Annotated in this window: 13 protein-coding genes; 12 read left to right on the top strand and 1 reads right to left on the bottom strand. The window is 39.5% G+C overall.

Going from position 1 to position 18,627, the window contains the following annotated elements; genetic code table 11:
- The first annotated feature begins 12 nt into the window (after positions 1-12).
- The 12 genes from OLM45_RS09285 to OLM45_RS09340 all read left to right on the top strand — a co-directional run bounded on the left by OLM45_RS09285 (position 13) and on the right by OLM45_RS09340 (position 17,841).
- Complete coding sequence (locus OLM45_RS09285) at positions 13-1,635, top strand: trehalose synthase (RefSeq protein ID WP_129461313.1); 1,623 nt, start codon at positions 13-15, stop codon at positions 1,633-1,635.
- A 162-nt stretch (positions 1,636-1,797) separates the two neighbouring features.
- Positions 1,798-3,702, top strand: coding sequence for a 1,4-alpha-glucan branching protein GlgB (gene glgB / locus OLM45_RS09290; RefSeq protein WP_264509692.1), 1,905 nt, complete (start codon positions 1,798-1,800; stop codon positions 3,700-3,702).
- A 196-nt stretch (positions 3,703-3,898) separates the two neighbouring features.
- Entirely contained in the window at positions 3,899-6,298 is a 2,400-nt protein-coding gene (locus tag OLM45_RS09295) for a glycoside hydrolase family 31 protein (RefSeq protein ID WP_264509693.1), read from the top strand.
- Positions 6,299-6,329: 31 nt separating this feature from the next.
- Positions 6,330-7,148 (top strand): M48 family metallopeptidase, encoded by an 819-nt coding sequence (locus OLM45_RS09300; protein WP_264509694.1) that lies wholly within the window; start codon positions 6,330-6,332, stop codon positions 7,146-7,148.
- Positions 7,149-7,213: 65 nt separating this feature from the next.
- Positions 7,214-8,518, top strand: coding sequence for an MFS transporter (locus tag OLM45_RS09305; protein ID WP_264509695.1), 1,305 nt, complete (start codon positions 7,214-7,216; stop codon positions 8,516-8,518).
- 31 nt (positions 8,519-8,549) lie between these two features.
- Complete coding sequence (locus tag OLM45_RS09310) at positions 8,550-9,320, top strand: hypothetical protein (protein ID WP_264509696.1); 771 nt, start codon at positions 8,550-8,552, stop codon at positions 9,318-9,320.
- Positions 9,321-9,544: 224 nt separating this feature from the next.
- Positions 9,545-11,998: an endopeptidase La gene (gene lon / locus OLM45_RS09315; protein ID WP_264509697.1), complete on the top strand. Its 2,454-nt coding sequence runs from the start codon at positions 9,545-9,547 to the stop codon at positions 11,996-11,998.
- Between the two features lie 121 nt (positions 11,999-12,119).
- Positions 12,120-13,148 carry a type IX secretion system protein PorQ gene (porQ, locus tag OLM45_RS09320; protein WP_264509698.1) on the top strand — a complete coding sequence of 343 codons (1,029 nt, stop codon included), beginning with the start codon at positions 12,120-12,122 and terminating at the stop codon, positions 13,146-13,148.
- A gap of 12 nt (positions 13,149-13,160) precedes the next feature.
- The gene (gene cmk / locus OLM45_RS09325; protein ID WP_264509699.1) at positions 13,161-13,853 is read left to right on the top strand and encodes a (d)CMP kinase; all 693 of its coding nucleotides are present in this window, start codon (positions 13,161-13,163) and stop codon (positions 13,851-13,853) included.
- A gap of 65 nt (positions 13,854-13,918) precedes the next feature.
- Positions 13,919-15,163 (top strand): nucleoside permease, encoded by a 1,245-nt coding sequence (locus tag OLM45_RS09330; RefSeq protein ID WP_264509700.1) that lies wholly within the window; start codon positions 13,919-13,921, stop codon positions 15,161-15,163.
- Between the two features lie 222 nt (positions 15,164-15,385).
- Positions 15,386-17,149, top strand: coding sequence for a 30S ribosomal protein S1 (gene rpsA / locus OLM45_RS09335; protein WP_129461303.1), 1,764 nt, complete (start codon positions 15,386-15,388; stop codon positions 17,147-17,149).
- A gap of 134 nt (positions 17,150-17,283) precedes the next feature.
- Positions 17,284-17,841, top strand: coding sequence for a fasciclin domain-containing protein (locus OLM45_RS09340; RefSeq protein ID WP_264509701.1), 558 nt, complete (start codon positions 17,284-17,286; stop codon positions 17,839-17,841).
- Between the two features lie 71 nt (positions 17,842-17,912).
- Here OLM45_RS09340 and OLM45_RS09345 read toward each other — a convergent pair whose 3' ends face one another.
- Entirely contained in the window at positions 17,913-18,626 is a 714-nt protein-coding gene (locus OLM45_RS09345; protein WP_264509702.1) for a hypothetical protein, read from the bottom strand.
- Position 18,627 lies beyond the last annotated feature (1 nt).

Consider the following 18,627-nt stretch of genomic DNA (forward strand, 5'->3'; position numbering starts at 1 on the left):
ATCCGAAAGGTCATGAATTTAGATAATCAGGAAACATTTGCAACGCCTTTTAAATTCAAAAGTGAATGGAAAAATGCCTTCACAGATGATGAATTTATCAAAATATTTTCGTCTGATATTTTGGAAAATTATATCATCAACAAACGTTGGTACGGCGGAAAAGCAAGTACGTTAAAGTATATTGAAGTCATTGATCATTTTAAGATAACTTCCAAGAAGAACACGTATTACGGTGTTTTATTAGAAGTGAATTTTAAAGAGGCCTTCTACCAACATTACTTTATGCCGATTGCTTTTATGACCTCGGAGGAATTGGACACAAGTACCATTATTTCACCCGCCAAATTTGCCCACATCGATGGGTATTTGGTCGATGCACTACACCAAGAAGATTTTCGTAAACTCCTGTTTGAAAACATTGCTCAGAATACAATCAACAAAGAATTCAAACTGGTTTTCCATAAAGGGATGCATTTGGGTGAGAACACCTATAAGTCCTCAAAATTCATGGGTGTCGAGCAAAGTAACACCTCGATTATTTACAACGACAGTTTTGTGCTCAAAATTTTCCGTCGCATCTATGTGAGCACCAATCCCGATTATGAAATCAGTCGGTTCCTCACCGAACGTATGGAGTTTAAAAATACACCCGCTTATACCGGAAGTATTAATTTAGCGCTACCCGAAGGGAATATCACGCTCGGACTCATGCAAGAACTCGTGCCCAATCAAGGGGATGCATGGCGATTCATGCTCGATCATTTGGATACGGTATTTGATACGTTGACCCGCAAGAAAATCAAAGTAGCAAAATTGCCCCATATTCCGCTGTTCAAGCGAGTGAAAATACATGAAATTCCACCTGAGATTATTGATTGGGTCGGACTCAGTCTTTTCCTTCGTATTCAAACCCTGGCGCTACGTACCGCAGAAATGCATGTAGCACTCGGAGGGGACAGTCAAGATACCGCTTTTACACCCACACGCTACAACGGCGATTATTCCGTGTGGTTGAAAAATCGTTTGCTGTATCAATTCCAAAACCGATTGAATATCATCGAAAACAGTCTGCATAAATTGGACGGACTCGCACTCGAACTGGCGCATCAGTTTCTCGAACATAAAAAACTCATTCGTAAGCATTTCGTGGATTTCGATTGGACCAAAATGAAGTCGGAACGCATTCGCATCCACGGGGATTATCACCTTGGGCAAGTGCTCGTAAACGGCGACGATTTTTATTTGTTGGATTTTGAAGGCGAACCCGAGAGTACCATTCGGGACCGTAAGGTAAAACAACCGCCATTGAAAGATGTGGCCGGAATGTTTCGCTCGTTTCATTATGCCATTTATGCTACAATTTTCAATAATCGCGAGAAATATCCGCAAGACCAAGACGAATTGTTTGATGCGGCCGAACTCTTGTTCCGCTACCTCGTTGGCGCTTTCATGGATACCTATATCGAGAAAGTTCAGGCCGGCAATTTGAACATTGGATACAGTCAGGAAATCGAATTTCTGTTGAAATATTGCCTTTTGGAAAAAGCAGTGTACGAGTTGGGCTACGAACTCAATTCTCGTCCCCGTTGGGCCGTCATTCCCCTGCGCGGTATTCAAAGTATTATGAATTATTAGGAGCAACAACCCTAGTTTTCAATTCACAACCCACCGGCTATCCGCTGTATCTCACTCCGTAAACTCCGTGAGGATGCCGCTGCTATCCGGGCTAGAAAATAACATTAAGTAGTTCAAAACACGATAAAAAATCAGTGGATAAACACCGCTGAGCCACATAAAATGAATCCAGTACAACACTATTCCTTGTTTACCGATTTTGATATCGACTTATTTAAAGCCGGTAAACATTTTAAATTATACGAAAAATTAGGTGCACATTTACTTGAAGTCAATGGCGAAAAAGGATGCTACTTTGCCGTATGGGCGCCATCGGCCAAACATGTTTCCGTGATTGGCGACTTTAATTATTGGGTGGAAGGCCAACATCCGCTTCAAGTGCGCTGGGACAGTTCGGGTATCTGGGAAGGATTTATTCCCGGTATCGACAAAGGCACCAAATACAAATTCAAAATTCAATCCAGCTACGGCGATGTAATCACCGAAAAAGCGGATCCATTTGCCTTGTATTGTGAAACGCCTCCACATACGGCTTCTGTCGTTTGGGACTTGGACTATAAGTGGAAAGATACCACGTGGATGAAGAAACGCGCGGCCCACAATGCTTTAGACAAACCCATGTCAGTGTATGAAGTGCATTTGGGTTCGTGGAAACGCAACCTCGAACAAAACCGTTCACTTTCCTATATCGAACTCGCCGAGGAATTGGTGAACTATGTTAAAGAAACCGGATTTACGCATGTCGAATTCATGCCAATCATGGAATATCCGTTTGATCCTTCTTGGGGGTACCAGTTGGTTGGCTATTTCGCACCCACTTCGCGCTTTGGAAAACCACAAGATTTTATGCTTTTGGTGGACAAATTGCACCAAGCAGGAATTGGAGTAATTCTCGATTGGGTTCCTTCGCATTTTCCGAGTGATGCCCACGGCCTCGGATTTTTTGACGGATCCCATCTATACGAACATCCTGATATCCGAAAAGGCTATCATCCCGATTGGAAAAGTTTAATTTTTAACTACGGTCGTAATGAAGTGCGATCGTTCTTAATAAGCAACGCCATTTTCTGGTTGCAGCATTATCACGCTGACGGACTTCGGGTGGATGCTGTTGCTTCGATGTTATATCTTGATTATTCGCGCAAAGACGGGGAGTGGGAGCCCAACATTTACGGCGGTAGAGAAAATTTGGAAACCATCAGTTTCTTAAAAGATTTTAACGAAGCCGTGTACAGCATGTTCCCCGATGTGCAAACCATCGCCGAAGAGAGTACCAGTTTCCCCATGGTTTCCCGTCCAACGTTCTTGGGCGGACTCGGTTTTGGCATGAAATGGATGATGGGTTGGATGCACGATACGTTACAATACTTCAAAAAAGAGCCCGTGTACCGCAAATACCACCAAAACGACATCACGTTTTCAATGACCTATGCTTTCACCGAAAACTTCATGTTGCCTTTATCCCACGACGAAGTCGTCTACGGTAAACACTCGATTTTGGGCCGGATGACCGGTGACGAATGGCAACGTTTTGCCAACCTTCGTTTACTTTACGGCTATATGTTTACCCATCCCGGAACAAAATTGTTGTTTATGGGAGGCGAATTTGGTCAAAGTGAAGAATGGAATTTTGAAAGCAGTTTAGAATGGCATTTGTTGCAATACGATTACCACAAAGGCATCAAACAATGCATTACCGATTTGAATGCCTTGTACCGCAATTATCCTGCGATGTATGAAAAACAATTCTCAGCCGAAGGTTTTGAATGGATCAATTATTCAGATAATGAAAATTCGGTCTTAGCCTACATTCGCAAAGGAAACAAAGAAAAAGAACAATTAATTGTGGTTTGCAATATGACACCAGTGGTTCATGAGAATTACCGCATTGGCATTCCCAAATCAGGAAAATTAACCGAAATTTTTAATTCCGATAAACCAGAATATGGAGGAAGTGGTGTGACCAATGCATCCGCCATTAAAGTGGAAAAACTGCCGTGGAACGGACGTGAATTTTCAGCTGAAATCCAATTACCACCGTTAGGAATGGTCGTTTTTAAAATGTAAAAAGGGAGTCCGGTACACGCCGGACTTTTTTATTGCAACTCATGAATAACCAAGATTTTTTAAGATTTATCCTTTATTTTAAATTAAAATAAAAACTATGGGCAATCGCAAACGTTGTAGTTAAAAATAAGGGAATGAGCGTGTTAAATTATCAATTTCAACTTTGTAAATTTGGCACTTTCACAATAGGAAACGTATGATTATAAATACCGAACTCGAATACAAAGGCGACTTATTTCCCGCCACGATTACCTCCTTTACCAAAGAAGTTGATTCCATCGATTTTTATACCGATAACAATGTGATCATGCGCGTTACAGTGCTCCGTGACAGTATGATTCGATTTCGATTTACGGCAAAAGGCTACTTCAGCAATGATTTTTCTTATGCCATAGATAAACGTCAGTCGCACGGTTACAATGTACTCGAAGTCACTGAAGCCGACGATCATTTTAAAATTCAAACCAGTAAAGTCTATGTCATCGTGCAAAAACAAAGTGCGCGTGTGGGCATTTATGAACTGGACGGTTCGCCCATTTTAGAAGACGAATTGGGCTTCCATTGGGAAGAATGCTATGAGTTTGGTGGCAACATTGTGAAGATGAGTAAAATGTCGCCAGAAGGAGAAAGTTTCTACGGACTTGGTGATAAACCAACTCATTTAAATTTAAAAGGCAAACGATTGGAAAACTGGGCTACCGATCAGTATGCCTTTCATAAAGATCAAGAACCGTTGTACAAAGTTGTGCCATTTTATATTGGTTTACGCGAGAACAAAGCCTACGGGATTTTCTTTGACAATACGTTCCGTTCTTTTTTTGATTTCAGTCATGAACGCAAAGGCGTAACCAGTTTTTGGGCAGATGGTGGTGAAATGAATTATTACTTCATCTACGGTCCGAAAATGAGTGATGTGGTCACTACCTATACCCATTTGACCGGGAAACCCGAATTACCGCCACTTTGGACGTTGGGCTACCACCAATGCAAATGGAGTTATTATCCCGAAAGTAAGGTGAAAGAAATAACGTCCAAGTTTCGCGAACTCCAAATTCCGTGTGATGCTATTTACTTGGACATCGATTATATGGAAGGGTTCCGTTGCTTTACATGGAGTAAGGAATATTTTCCAGAGCCCAAAAGAATGGTGCAGGAATTGGCCAAAGACGGTTTCAAAACTGTGGTGATTATCGACCCCGGAATAAAAATCGATAATGATTATTCTGTTTATAAAGAAGCTTTAGAAAAAGATTATTTCTGTAAACGTGCCGATGGTCCGTATATGAAAGGAAAAGTTTGGCCCGGCGAATGTAATTTCCCCGACTATACCAATCCGGAAGTCCGCGAATGGTGGGCCGGTCTATTTAAAGAAATGATTGCTGAAATAGGCGTGAAAGGCGTTTGGAACGATATGAACGAACCTGCAGTGATGGAGGTGCCGACCAAAACGTTTCCATTGGATGTACGCCACAACTACGATGGCAACAATTGCAGCCACCGTAAAGCGCACAATGTCTATGGTACGCAAATGGCACGGGCTACTTATCATGGTGTAAAGCGTTTTGCCTTTCCAAAGCGTCCGTTTGTGATTACACGTTCGGCCTATTCGGGAGCACAACGGTATACGTCTTCATGGACCGGTGACAATGTGGCAACCTGGGAACATTTGTGGATTGCCAACGTACAAATGCAACGAATGTCCATCTCAGGCATGGGCTTTACAGGAAGTGATATTGGCGGATTTGCAGAACAGCCGAGTGCCGAATTGTATGCGCGTTGGATTCAATTGGGTGTTTTCCATCCGTTTTGTCGTACGCATTCCTCTGGACATCATGGCGATCAAGAACCGTGGAGTTTTGGGGAAGAAGTGATTGATATTACGCGTAAGTTTGTCGAACTCCGCTACCAATTATTACCGTATTTATATACCATGTTTTGGCAGTACATCAACGATGGTGTGCCTATGTTGAAACCGTTGGTGTATTTTGATCAAGAAGATCCACAAACCCATTACCGTACGGATGAATTTATTTTTGGTAATCAAATTTTGGTATGTCCCATTTTAGAACCCAATGCTCAGGGTCGTCGTATGTACTTACCCCAAGGCAATTGGTACAATTACTGGACGAATGAATTGGTAAAAGGGAAACGTGAATTGTGGGTGGCGACTGATTTTGATCAGATTCCTTTATTTGTCAAAGAAGGAGCCATTATCCCTAAATATCCGGTACAACAGTATGTGGGACAAATTGAACATCCTGAATTGAGCTTGGAAGTATATTTCAAATTGGGCAAAGAAAAATCATTTGTTTATGAAGATGCGCAAGACGGTTATGATTATTCCAAAGGGCGTTACAGTTATAAGACGTTTACCTTAAACGGAAAAGAAAAAGAATTGTTTATTACGCAACACAAAGAGGGATCTTTTGAAGCTAATTATTCAACGATAAAAATAAAAGTCATCGGATTACCGTTTGAAGTGAAAGGAATTGAAATTGATAATGAGAAAATTCTTTTTGACAAAAACGAAATCAATATTACAGAAGGTATTGTGATCGATAAGGATTTTTCAGAATTGCACATTATCGGCGTATAGTTTTGTAATTTTGTAAATAAAATTTGACTTTATGCGTTATAAAAAATATGTTGCCGGACTAGTAGGCTTGGCCTTTGCGGCTTCTTGTGCCACCAATCCGTTTACGGGAAAAAGTACCTTGGCTTTAGTTTCCAATAGCGAAATTTTGCCTTCAGCTTTTCAACAGTACAATCAATTTTTATTTGAGAATAAAGTGATCGCTAACACCAATGATGCTAAAAAAGTCGAAAGTGTGGGGACTAAAATAAAAGTGGCTGCGGAGCGTTGGTTAAACGCGAATGGCTATACGACGTATTTAAAAGACTATCAATGGGAATACAAATTGGTGGAAAGTAAAGAAGTCAACGCGTGGTGTATGCCGGGAGGTAAAATTGTAGTCTATTCTGGAATTCTTCCGATTACCAAAGACGATGCAGGTTTGGCGACGGTGTTAGGTCATGAAGTATCACATGCGCTCTGTAACCATGGTCAACAACGCATGAGTGCGGGTTTAATCCAACAATTGGGAGCAGCCGGTGTTGGAGTCGCGGTTGGCGGTAAATCAACCGAAGTTCAACAAATGGCAATGACGGCGTATGGTGTCACAACTGAACTTGGAGGCATGATGCCTTTCAGTCGGAAACACGAAAGCGAAGCCGACAAAATTGGGTTGTTGTTAATGGCAATTGCGGGGTATAATCCCGAGCAGGCCATTACATTTTGGGAGCGCATGGCTGCCAATTCAAACGGACAAGCTCCTCCAGAATTTTTAAGCACCCATCCATCGGATGCCACTCGTATTGCTCAAATTCGTGAGTTAATTCCGCAAGTGAAAGCCGAAGCTGCGAAATTTGGCGTAACGTTCAAATAATGAAAAAAACATTTATATTTGGAGTCATCTCAGTTTTGAGGTGACTTTTTTAATTGATAACCATTATGTCACAACTACCCAAAGGCCATCCCAAATTATTGAATGCATGGGCATTTTACGATTGGGCGAATTCTGTTTACAGTTTAGTCATTGCTTCGGCCATTTTTCCGATTTATTACGAACAACTCTTTGAATCGGCTCACCGAGAAACGGCACATTTTTTTGGCTATGAGATAAAGTCAACGGCAATGATATCTTTTGTAACGGCTTTTGCTTTCATCTGGGTGGCGATTTGTTCTCCGTTTTTATCTGGAATTGCCGATTATTTAGGAAACAAAAAATCGTTTTTGCGCTTCTTTTGTTATATGGGTGGATTGTCGTGTATCGGCTTGTACTGGTTTGATATGGATAATTTGACTACAGGTTATACCTTTTACTTTTTTGGATTGATTGGTTTTTGGTCCAGTTTGGTTTTTTACAATTCGTATCTTCCTGACATTGCATATCCGGAACAGCAAGACCGTGTAAGTGCCCGCGGATTCTCTATGGGTTATATCGGAAGTACTCTTTTACTTATCGTAAATTTAGCCATGGTTATGTTGGTACCCAATGCAGAGAAAATGGAAATGATGAAATATTCCTTTGTGATGGTGGGTGTTTGGTGGATCGGATTTAGTCATATCACCTATTATTATTTACCCAAAGGAAACCGAACCAATGTACCTTTATCCAAGGATTTTATTTTCAAAGGATTTCATGAATTGAAATTGGTTTGGAAAGACATGCAACAAAACTTACCCTTAAAACGCTATTTAAATAGTTATTTCGTTTTCATTATGGCGGTTCAAACCGTAATGTTGGTAGCCACTTATTTTGGAGCAAAGGAAGTGGAATGGGAAACACCTTCACAAAAAACCACGGGATTAATTATTAGTATTTTGCTTATTCAATTGGTGGCTGTTTTAGGTGCTTTTTTAACATCAAGAGCCTCCGAAAAATTCGGCAATATCAATACATTAATCTTCTTATGTAGTTTCTGGGCGGTGTTATGCTGCTTTGCCTATTTCATAACTTTACCGATACATTTTTATGCGACAGCAGGTTTTGTAGGTTTAGTGATGGGGGGCATTCAGTCTTTAGCGCGTTCAACTTATTCCAAACTTTTACCCGATACAGACGATACGGCTTCATATTTTAGTTTTTACGATGTTACAGAGAAAGTCGGAATCGTAATCGGAATGACCATTTATGGTGTCATCGATCAAATAACGGGATCGATACGTAATGCCATTGTATTTTTAGGATTGTTTTTTGTGATGGGAGTAATTTTATTATTCCGAGTCCCAAAAAATAATGCTGCCAATCCTTAATTTAGTATATTTGAAAAATTTTAACCACTTTATGAAAAAATTAGGCCTTTTAATTGTTACCCTTTTTACATTAGTTTCATGTAGTACAGAACCTGTTGATCCTGCCTTATTGTCCACCTTAAGTACGGGTGGAGGAAATGGTTCAGGCGGCGGAACTGGCGGTGGCGGAACAGGTGGCGGAGGTTCGTCAACGGGAGATTATTACCCTGCTGCATTGAACAACCAATGGCTCTACAAAACCAATGGTGTTTTGGATGCGAACCCTAATAAAATGGTTCAAGTAGTATCTAATAATGGGCAGACGTATTACAAATTTAATGCGATCAATGCAACAGGTACACAAGGTTCTGTGGCCAATGCGCAGTATTCTTTACGTAAAAATTCGGGGGACTATTTCTATAAATATGAACCCATGACAATTGGAGCGGGAACACCAACAGAAGCTACTTCTACAGGTTATGAAGTACTTATTTTGAAAGACTATTTAAATGTAAATCAAACATGGACGGGTAATTATTCCTATACGGTTACTTACACCAATCCGATGTTGCCAGCTCTAACACAAGATGTAAGTTATACTGGAAAAATTTTGGAAAGGGATATTAACTACTCCGTAGAAGGGCAAAATTACACCAATGTTATTCATATAAAAATTGACCAAGTATTTAGTATCATGGGTACTCCCATGCAAACCACAAGCTCTGAAATTTGGTATGCTAAAAATGTGGGAATTATTAAGTCCATACTAACCGGGAATGGTTTAGCCAATACACAAACACTATCTTCGTACACACTAAACTAATCGAAGTTTTCATTAAAAATATAAAATACCGTCATCTTGGCGGTATTTTTTTATGGCATAAAACTTGATTAAGACTAACTAAATCTCGATAAACGACCAACGCCCTTTATTTTAAGGCGTTTTCTATGTTGTATATCGATTTTTATTTTTGTTTGGATGTTACTGTCCTAACTTTGCCAATGGAATTGTTAACCTATTTAATGTCATATTGACACTAAACTATTATGTCGAATCACAAATTGATTTCATTTGACAGTTTGTCACTACAAGATTTTAACGCCGATGCGGAAATGATTCCGTTGATGACACCTGAGGATGAAGAAGAAATGGCCAATGAGGAGTTGCCTAAAAGTCTCCCAATATTACCTTTACGAAATACTGTATTATTCCCTGGAGTAGTGATTCCAATTACTGCAGGACGTGATAAATCCATAAAATTAATCAATGATGCAAACAACGGTGATAAAATCATCGGTGTGGTGGCACAAAAAAATGAAGAGATTGAAGATCCAACGATTTCGGATATCTATCATGTGGGTACAGTAGCCAAGATTCTCCGAGTATTAAAAATGCCCGATGGAAATATCACGGTTATTCTTCAAGGGAAAAAGCGTTTTGAAATCGACGCGATGACCTCTGAACGCCCTTATTTTCGTGCGGATATCAAAGAAGTTCCTGAAATTCGTCCAGGAGTCTATGATACGGAATTCAATGCTATTATTGATTCCATGCGCGAAATCGCCATCGAAATCATAAAAGAAAGTCCGAACATCCCAACAGAAGCCACTTTTGCTATTAAAAACATAGAAAGTCAGTCGTTCCTAATCAATTTTGTTTCTTCCAACATGAATTTGTCAGTTTTGGAAAAACAACATTTATTAGCCATGAATGTACTCAAAGAGCGGGCTTTAGATACGTTGAAACACATGAATATGGAGTTGCAAAAATTGGAACTCAAAAACGATATTCAGACCAAAGTTCGCATCGATCTTGACCAACAACAACGCGAATATTTCTTGCACCAACAAATGAAAACCATTCAAGAAGAATTGGGTGGGGTAACTTACGAGCAAGAATTTGAAGAAATGCGTCAGCGTGCCAAAAATAAAAAATGGGACGAAAAAACAGCCAAAAACTTCGATAAAGAATTTTCGAAATTTCAACGCATGAATCCGCAGTCGCCTGATTTCGGAATTCAACGTAACTATTTGGAATTGATCTTGGATTTACCCTGGGAACATTTTTCTCAAGATAAATTCGATTTGAAAAATGCGCAGAAAATTTTAGATCGCGATCATTTTGGTTTGGATGATGTGAAAAAACGCATTATCGAACATTTGGCAGTATTGAAATTACGCAACGACATGAAGTCGCCTATTTTGTGTTTGACCGGACCTCCGGGTGTGGGTAAAACATCGATTGGTCGTTCTATTGCCGAAGCTTTAGGAAGAGAATATGTGCGTATTTCTTTGGGCGGATTACGCGATGAAGCGGAAATTCGTGGCCATCGTAAAACCTACATCGGTGCTATGCCGGGACGTATTATTCAAAATATCAAAAAGGCGGGAACTTCAAATCCAGTATTTATTTTGGATGAAATCGATAAATTATCGGTAAGTCATAACGGCGACCCGTCTTCCGCTTTGTTGGAAGTTTTGGATCCCGAACAAAACAGTTCGTTCTACGATAATTTCCTAGAAATGGGCTATGATTTGTCCAAAGTCATGTTTATCGCAACTTCGAATACCATGTCTACCATTCAGCCTGCTTTACGCGACCGTATGGAAGTCATTCAAATGTCGGGCTATACCATCGAAGAAAAAGTAGAAATTGCCCGCCAACATTTGGTTCCAAAACAATTAAAAGAACACGGATTAACCGCTAAAGATTTGACCATTGGTAAAAAACAATTGGAAAAAATTGTAGAAGGATATACGCGTGAATCAGGTGTTCGTGGTTTGGAACAAAAAATTGCGCAAGTGATTCGAAACGCTGCCAAATCCATCGCCATGGAGGAGGAGTACAATACCAAAGTGACCGATGAAGATGTGGTGACCGTTTTGGGTTCGCCCAAACTAGAACGCGATAAAGCCGAAGGAAATGATGTAGCAGGGGTTGTCACCGGATTAGCGTGGACATCAGTTGGCGGCGATATTTTGTTTTTAGAATCTTCTATTTCAAAAGGAAAAGGAAGTTTGACACTTACCGGAAACTTGGGGAATGTAATGAAAGAATCTGCAACCATCGCCCTTGAGTACATTAAGTCGCATGCTGAGTTGTATGGATTGGATCAAGATGTCATTAGTAAATACAATATTCACTTGCACGTTCCTGAAGGAGCTACTCCCAAAGACGGACCAAGTGCGGGTATTGCCATGTTAACCTCCATGATTTCGTTGTTAACCCAACGCAAGGTGAAAAAAGGAATTGCCATGACGGGTGAAATTACCTTACGCGGAAAAGTTTTACCGGTGGGCGGAATCAAAGAGAAAATTCTTGCGGCCAAACGTGCCAATATCAAAGAAATCATTTTATGTCATGAAAATGAAAGTGATATCAAAGAAATCAAAGCGGATTATTTAAAAGGTTTGACCTTCCACTATGTAAAAGAAATGGAAGAAGTTATTGCTATCGCATTAACTGATCAAAAGGTGAAAAACGCCAAAGTAATCGACTAATTCGAATACAATATATTAAGAAGCGCAGTTTATCCACTGCGCTTTTTTATTTTCTACTTTCGTTCACCGTCAAAAAATAATATCTTCGCATTTCCGTTATACCAAGGAATAAAAACCAATTATGAAAAAACCATTTGTACTTTGTACTTTACTATTGACAACCATTTTCGGTTGGAGTCAAGTAGGAGGGAAATCGGTTTTTCAATTTTTAAATTTGGTCACTTCACCCCGACAATCCGCATTGGGAGGTAAAGTCATTACGTTATATGACTCCGATGTCAACCAAGCCTTATTTAATCCAGCGACCATAAATCCCGAAATGGACAACCATTTGGCGGTTAATTATGGGAGTTTATTTGGTGAAGTAACGTACGGTACAGCAGCGTATGCTTATACCTATGACCGCCATGTGCAAACGTTTCATGTAGGGGTAAATTACGTCAACTATGGAAATTTTGAAGGGTATGACGAATTCGGTCAAGCTACCACCTCGTTTACAGGAAGTGAAATGGCGTTGTCGTTAGGCTATTCGTACAATGTTCCCTTTACCAATTTTCATATAGGCGGAAATGCCAAATTCATCTCATCAACCTTAGAATCCTACAGCTCGTTTGGTGCGGCGGCCGACATTGGGATGTTGTATATCGATGACGATAACGACATCAATTATGCGCTTTCCGTTCGCAATATCGGAACTCAAATCACGACCTATGCGGGAACCCGGGAAAATCTCCCTTTAGAGGTGTTATTGGGAATATCCCAAGAATTGGATAATGTGCCCATTCGTTGGCACCTTACCTTTGAAAATATGCAACAATGGAAAATTGCTTTTTCCAATCCGAATCGCGCTGTGGGCAATTTGGATGGGGGTTCGACCCAAGAAAAAGTGGGATTCTTCAACAATGCCTTGCGCCACATGATTTTTGGTGTAGAACTGTTTCCGCGAAAAAGTATCAATTTACGAATTGGATACAACTTTAGAAGGGGAGAAGAGCTGCGCGTGGTAGAGCAACGCAATTTCTCCGGAATCTCAGCAGGTTTTGGATTGAAAATGGGCCGATTGAAATTCAACTATTCCTATTCAAGGTATACGTTGGCGGCCAATACGAGTTTGTTCGGACTCACAATTAATTTACAAGACGATTATTAAAAAATACAGCATTTGAAAAAAATTACTATCGCTATTGACGGATTTTCTTCCACAGGTAAAAGTACTTTAGCCAAACAATTGGCCAAGGAATTGGGCTATGTTTATGTGGACACCGGAGCCATGTATCGTGCGGTTACTTTATTTGCCATGCAAAATAATTGGGTTTCGCCCAATCATTTGGATCGCGATGGATTGATTGCCCAATTGGCACAAATTCAGTTGCATTTTGTTTTTAACCCAGAATTGGGATTTGGAGAGATGTATTTGAATGGGAATAATGTGGAAAAAGAAATTCGTACCCTTGAAGTTTCTTCCTTAGTGAGTAAAGTAGCTGAAATCTCTGAAGTGAGAGCCAAATTGGTCGAACAACAACAAGCCATGGGCAAAGAAAAAGGTATTGTTATGGACGGTCGCGACATTGGTACCGTAGTTTTTCCAGACGCTGAATTGAAATTGTATATGAACGCCAGCGCAGCTACACGCGCCCAACGCCGTTTTGACGAATTGCAAGCCAAAGGCGATTCGGTTACCTACGAAGAAGTCTTAAAAAATGTAACCGAACGCGATTATATTGATACCCATCGTGCCGATTCTCCCTTGGTTAAAGCTGAGGACGCTATAGAAATTGACAATTCCCATTTAACTCGAGAGGAACAATTGCAGGTAGTTTTAGACTTGGTAAACGAACATGCGAAATCGTTATAATTCTTTGCAAATCTCAATTATTCTCGTAGATTTACGGGCTAGATTAACCTAAACGAATAACGATTATGAGTGTAAAATACAGATTAATTTTCATGAATTTCATGCAATTTTTTGTGTGGGGTGCATGGTTGATTACAATTGCTAATTATTGGTTCGGAACGCGTCATTGGGATGGAACTCAATTTGGTTTGGTATTTGGAACAATGGGAATTGCCTCATTGTATATGCCAACTTTAACCGGTATCATGGCCGATCGATTTATTAATGCCGAACGATTATACGGAATTTTACATTTATTATATGCGGGCGTTTTGTTTTATCTGCCTCAAGTTGGAGATCCTTCAACTTTTATTTATGTGATGTTATTGGCGATGAGTTTTTACATGCCAACCATTGCGTTATCTAATTCGATTTCTTACACCGCTCTAAAAAACAGTCCGAATAGTGATGTGGTCAAAGATTTCCCGCCGATTCGTGTATTTGGGACAATAGGATTTATTGTGGCCATGTGGCTGACTAATCTGACTGGAAGTAAAGCCACAGAGTATCAGTTTTATATCGCCGGAATTGGCGCTATCGTGCTGGGATTGTATTCGTTCTCCTTACCCAAATGTCCGCCCCAACAAAACAAAGAAGAGAAGCGTTCACTTGGATTGGAGTCGTTCAAGTTGTTTGGCGATTATAAAATGGCTTTGTTCTTCATTTTCTCAATGTTCTTAGGAGGTGCACTACAATTAACAAATGCCTACGGAGACGTATTCTTGGATGAATTCAAAAATGTGGCAGAATATAAAAGCTCTTTTGTAGTGAAATATTCGACCATTATCATGTCAATTTCGCAAATTTCAGAAACACTTTTCATCTTAGCGATTCCGTTCTTCCTAAAACGATTTGGAATCAAACAAGTCATGTTGATTTCTATGTTGGCATGGGTACTCCGTTTTGGACTTTTTGCCTATGGAAATCCAACCGATGGATTATGGATGATCATTTTGTCTTGTATCGTTTACGGTATGGCTTTCGATTTTTTCAATATCTCAGGTTCTTTATTTGTAGAAACTTCAACGTCTGCTCATATTCGTTCATCCGCACAAGGATTGTTTATGATGATGACCAATGGATTTGGAGCCATATTAGGAAGTTTTACTTCCGGTTGGGCTATTGAACAGTATTTTACCCATAATGGGGTGCGTGATTGGCACAACATCTGGTTGGCATTTGCGGCCTATTCCCTAGTAATTGCCGTTTTATTTGCAATTTTCTTCAAACACAAACACAATCCCGAAGATGTCGCTCAAGTGAGTCATTAATAAAAATAAGCATTACCCTTTCTTCGGAGAGGGTTTTTTTATGTCTAAATGCTTAATTTTCTGCATAAAATGTTTTGAGGTTAAGAATAAAAACGTACTTTTGCACACCTTTTGGCGAAGAAGAGTTTCCAATTGGTATTGAATCATTTACGTAAAACACTGTTGTGTATTTTACTCGCTCATGAAACTCGAAAAGCACAGCATACAAATGGAATTATCAGCATGGCTGAATTAAACAAAGATCAAGTAGCGTTTTTAAATGAATTTAACTGGCATAACTATGCCGAAGGAATCGACGCAGTAGACGAAAACAATTTAAGAGAATTTGAAGACTTAGTAGCTAAGACTTTCATTTCTACAGACAACGAAGAAGTTGTTGAAGGAGTTGTAGTACGTATTACTGACCGTGACGCTATCGTTGATATTAATGCAAAATCGGAAGGTGTTATTTCATTGAACGAATTCCGTTACAACCCAAACTTGAAAGTTGGGGACAAAGTAGAAGTATTAATCGATGTACGTGAAGACAAAACAGGACAATTAGTACTTTCTCACCGTAAAGCTAGAACAATCAAATCATGGGATCGCGTTATCGCTGCTCACGAAACGGGAGAAATCGTTAACGGTTTTGTGAAATGTAGAACCAAAGGGGGTATGATCGTTGACGTATTCGGAATCGAGGCATTCTTACCAGGTTCTCAAATCGACGTGAAACCTATCCGTGATTACGATGTATACGTTAACAAAATGATGGAATTCAAAGTGGTGAAAATCAACCACGAATTCAAAAACGTTGTAGTATCTCACAAAGCATTGATCGAAGCAGATATCGAAGTTCAGAAAAAAGAAATCATCGGTCAATTAGAAAAAGGTCAAGTATTAGAAGGTGTGGTTAAAAACATCACTTCATACGGTGTATTCATCGATTTAGGAGGTGTTGACGGATTAATCCACATCACTGACTTATCTTGGTCACGTATCAACCACCCAAGCGAAGTATTGGAATTAGACCAAAAATTAAACGTAGTTATCTTAGACTTTGATGATGAGAAAACACGTATCCAATTAGGTTTAAAACAATTACACGCTCACCCATGGGATGCTCTTGGAGCTGAATTATCTGTAGGTGATAAAGTAAAAGGTAAAGTAGTAGTTATCGCTGACTACGGTGCTTTCATCGAAGTAGCTGAAGGTGTAGAAGGTTTGATCCACGTTTCTGAAATGTCTTGGTCTACACACTTACGTTCGGCTCAAGATTTCGTAAAAGTTGGTGATGAAGTTGAAGCTGTTATCTTAACATTAGACCGCGATGAGCGTAAAATGTCTTTAGGTATCAAACAATTATCGCAAGATCCTTGGACTGACATTACTTCTAAATACCCAGTAGGTTCGAAACACACCGGTATCGTTCGTAACTTCACTAACTTCGGTATTTTCGTAGAGTTAGAAGAAGGAATCGACGGATTAGTTTATATCTCTGATTTGTCTTGGACGAAAAAAATCAAGCACCCATCTGAGTTTGTAAACGTAGGTGATAAATTAGACGTAGTGGTTTTAGAATTAGACGTAGACGGAAGAAAACTTTCTTTAGGTCACAAACAAACTACTGAAAATCCATGGGATAAACATGAAGCAGCTTACGCTGTAGGTACTGTTCACAATGGAACAATCGCTGAAATCGTTGACAAAGGTGCAACAGTTGATTTCGGAGATGATGTAGTAGCGTTCATTCCTGCACGTCACTTAGAAAAAGAAGACGGTAAAAAATTGAAAAAAGGAGAATCTGCAGAATTTAAAGTAATTGAATTCAACAAAGAATTCAAACGTGTAGTAGCTTCTCATACCGCTATCTTCAGAGAAGAAGAAGAGAAAAACGTTAAAGCTGTAGAAACATCTTCAACTAATAACGCTCCTGCTTCTACTTTAGGGGATAACAATGACATCTTAGCTGAATTAAAAGCTAAAATGGAAAAAGGTGAAAAATAATCAGTTGATTAACACATATTTTGAAATCCCGGACTTAGGTTCGGGATTTTTTTTTTGTACGAAAAAAACCAACTTCGAATTCTTGTCGTATATGGCTAAACAAACAAGAAATTAATTCTTTAAAAAAAATTGCTATGAAAACAAGAAATCAAATGGTACAATTCGTTTTAGCCGGATTGTTATTTACAGGAGTTGCTTTTGCTCAAAATGAAAAAACAGTAAACGTAGGTGGAGCTCCGATGTATCCGTCTAAAAATATCGTACAAAATGCAGTCAACTCAAAAGACCACACTACTTTAGTTGCCGCTGTAAAAGCTGCTGGATTGGTAGATGTGTTGCAAACTGCCGGACCTTTTACCGTATTTGCTCCAACCAATGCAGCTTTCGATAAGTTGCCTGCTGGAACAGTAGAATACCTTTTAAAGCCTGAAAATTTAGAAAAATTACAAACGGTTTTGAAATACCATGTCGTTGCTGGTAAATTCTCAGCTCAGGATTTAATGGATATGGTGAAAAAGGGGAAAGGGAAAGCTGAATTGAAAACCGTTGCCGGTGGTGCTTTGACCGTAACTCAAAAAGGCGACAAGTTGATGGTGAGCGATAGTAAAGGAAACGTTGCTACCATTACTATATCCAATGTATTCCAATCCAATGGTGTAATCCATGTGGTAGACACCGTTGTACTTCCATAAAAATAATAATTTGTTTGTTAGGTTAATCGAAAAGACCGATTCAGTAGTTTGAATCGGTCTTTTTATTTTTATTAATTTTCTTTAAAAGGGCGGTCCCAAATTTCGCTATTGAAGTTTTTCCCCATCATGAAAAAATAGTAGGCAACCGTACCTACAATCGATTTAAACATAAACAGAAATACAATAAATGGCGCCCAAAGTAGGGTAGTGCCCAATTTGTTCACGGGTGTAATCCAAGTAAGTAACCCGCTCACAGCCAAACAAAAGAGCAAGAATGTAATCACATTTTTTAATGGCCAATACTTCAATCGGCGTAAAGGGGAAACATCATTGCCCCATTTATGAATCATATAATAATAGTCATTGCCCATAGGAGCAAATAATAGGGGATCATCATACGTTTTCAAATGAAAAGATTTTGAAGGCGCCGCTATCATTAAATCTTCAATTGAAGTTTGGTGTAGTTGTTCTAATTCTTCCCATGCCGATAATGCCTCTTCTGGAAGTCCGTATTTAAATAGTTTCACCGATAAAAACCGAAGTCGGTAATTCACACACAATTCTTGAATGTGTTTGCGATGAAAGATGCGGTCGCTCTCTAACAAATCGATATCAAACTGATTTTTTGTTTTTCCATTATCTTGACCAATAAGATTTTCTAAATCAGTTCCGGTTTGAACCCTAGAACAAACCGAATGAGCTATATTTTCACTTTTTAAGTCGCGATTCCGGATTTTTAAAAGGGTTTTATCTAGCGAAATGGGTTCTAATACTTTCATAGCCATG

Source organism: Flavobacterium sp. N1719, from assembly GCF_025947045.1.
Lineage (GTDB): Bacteria > Bacteroidota > Bacteroidia > Flavobacteriales > Flavobacteriaceae > Flavobacterium > Flavobacterium stagni.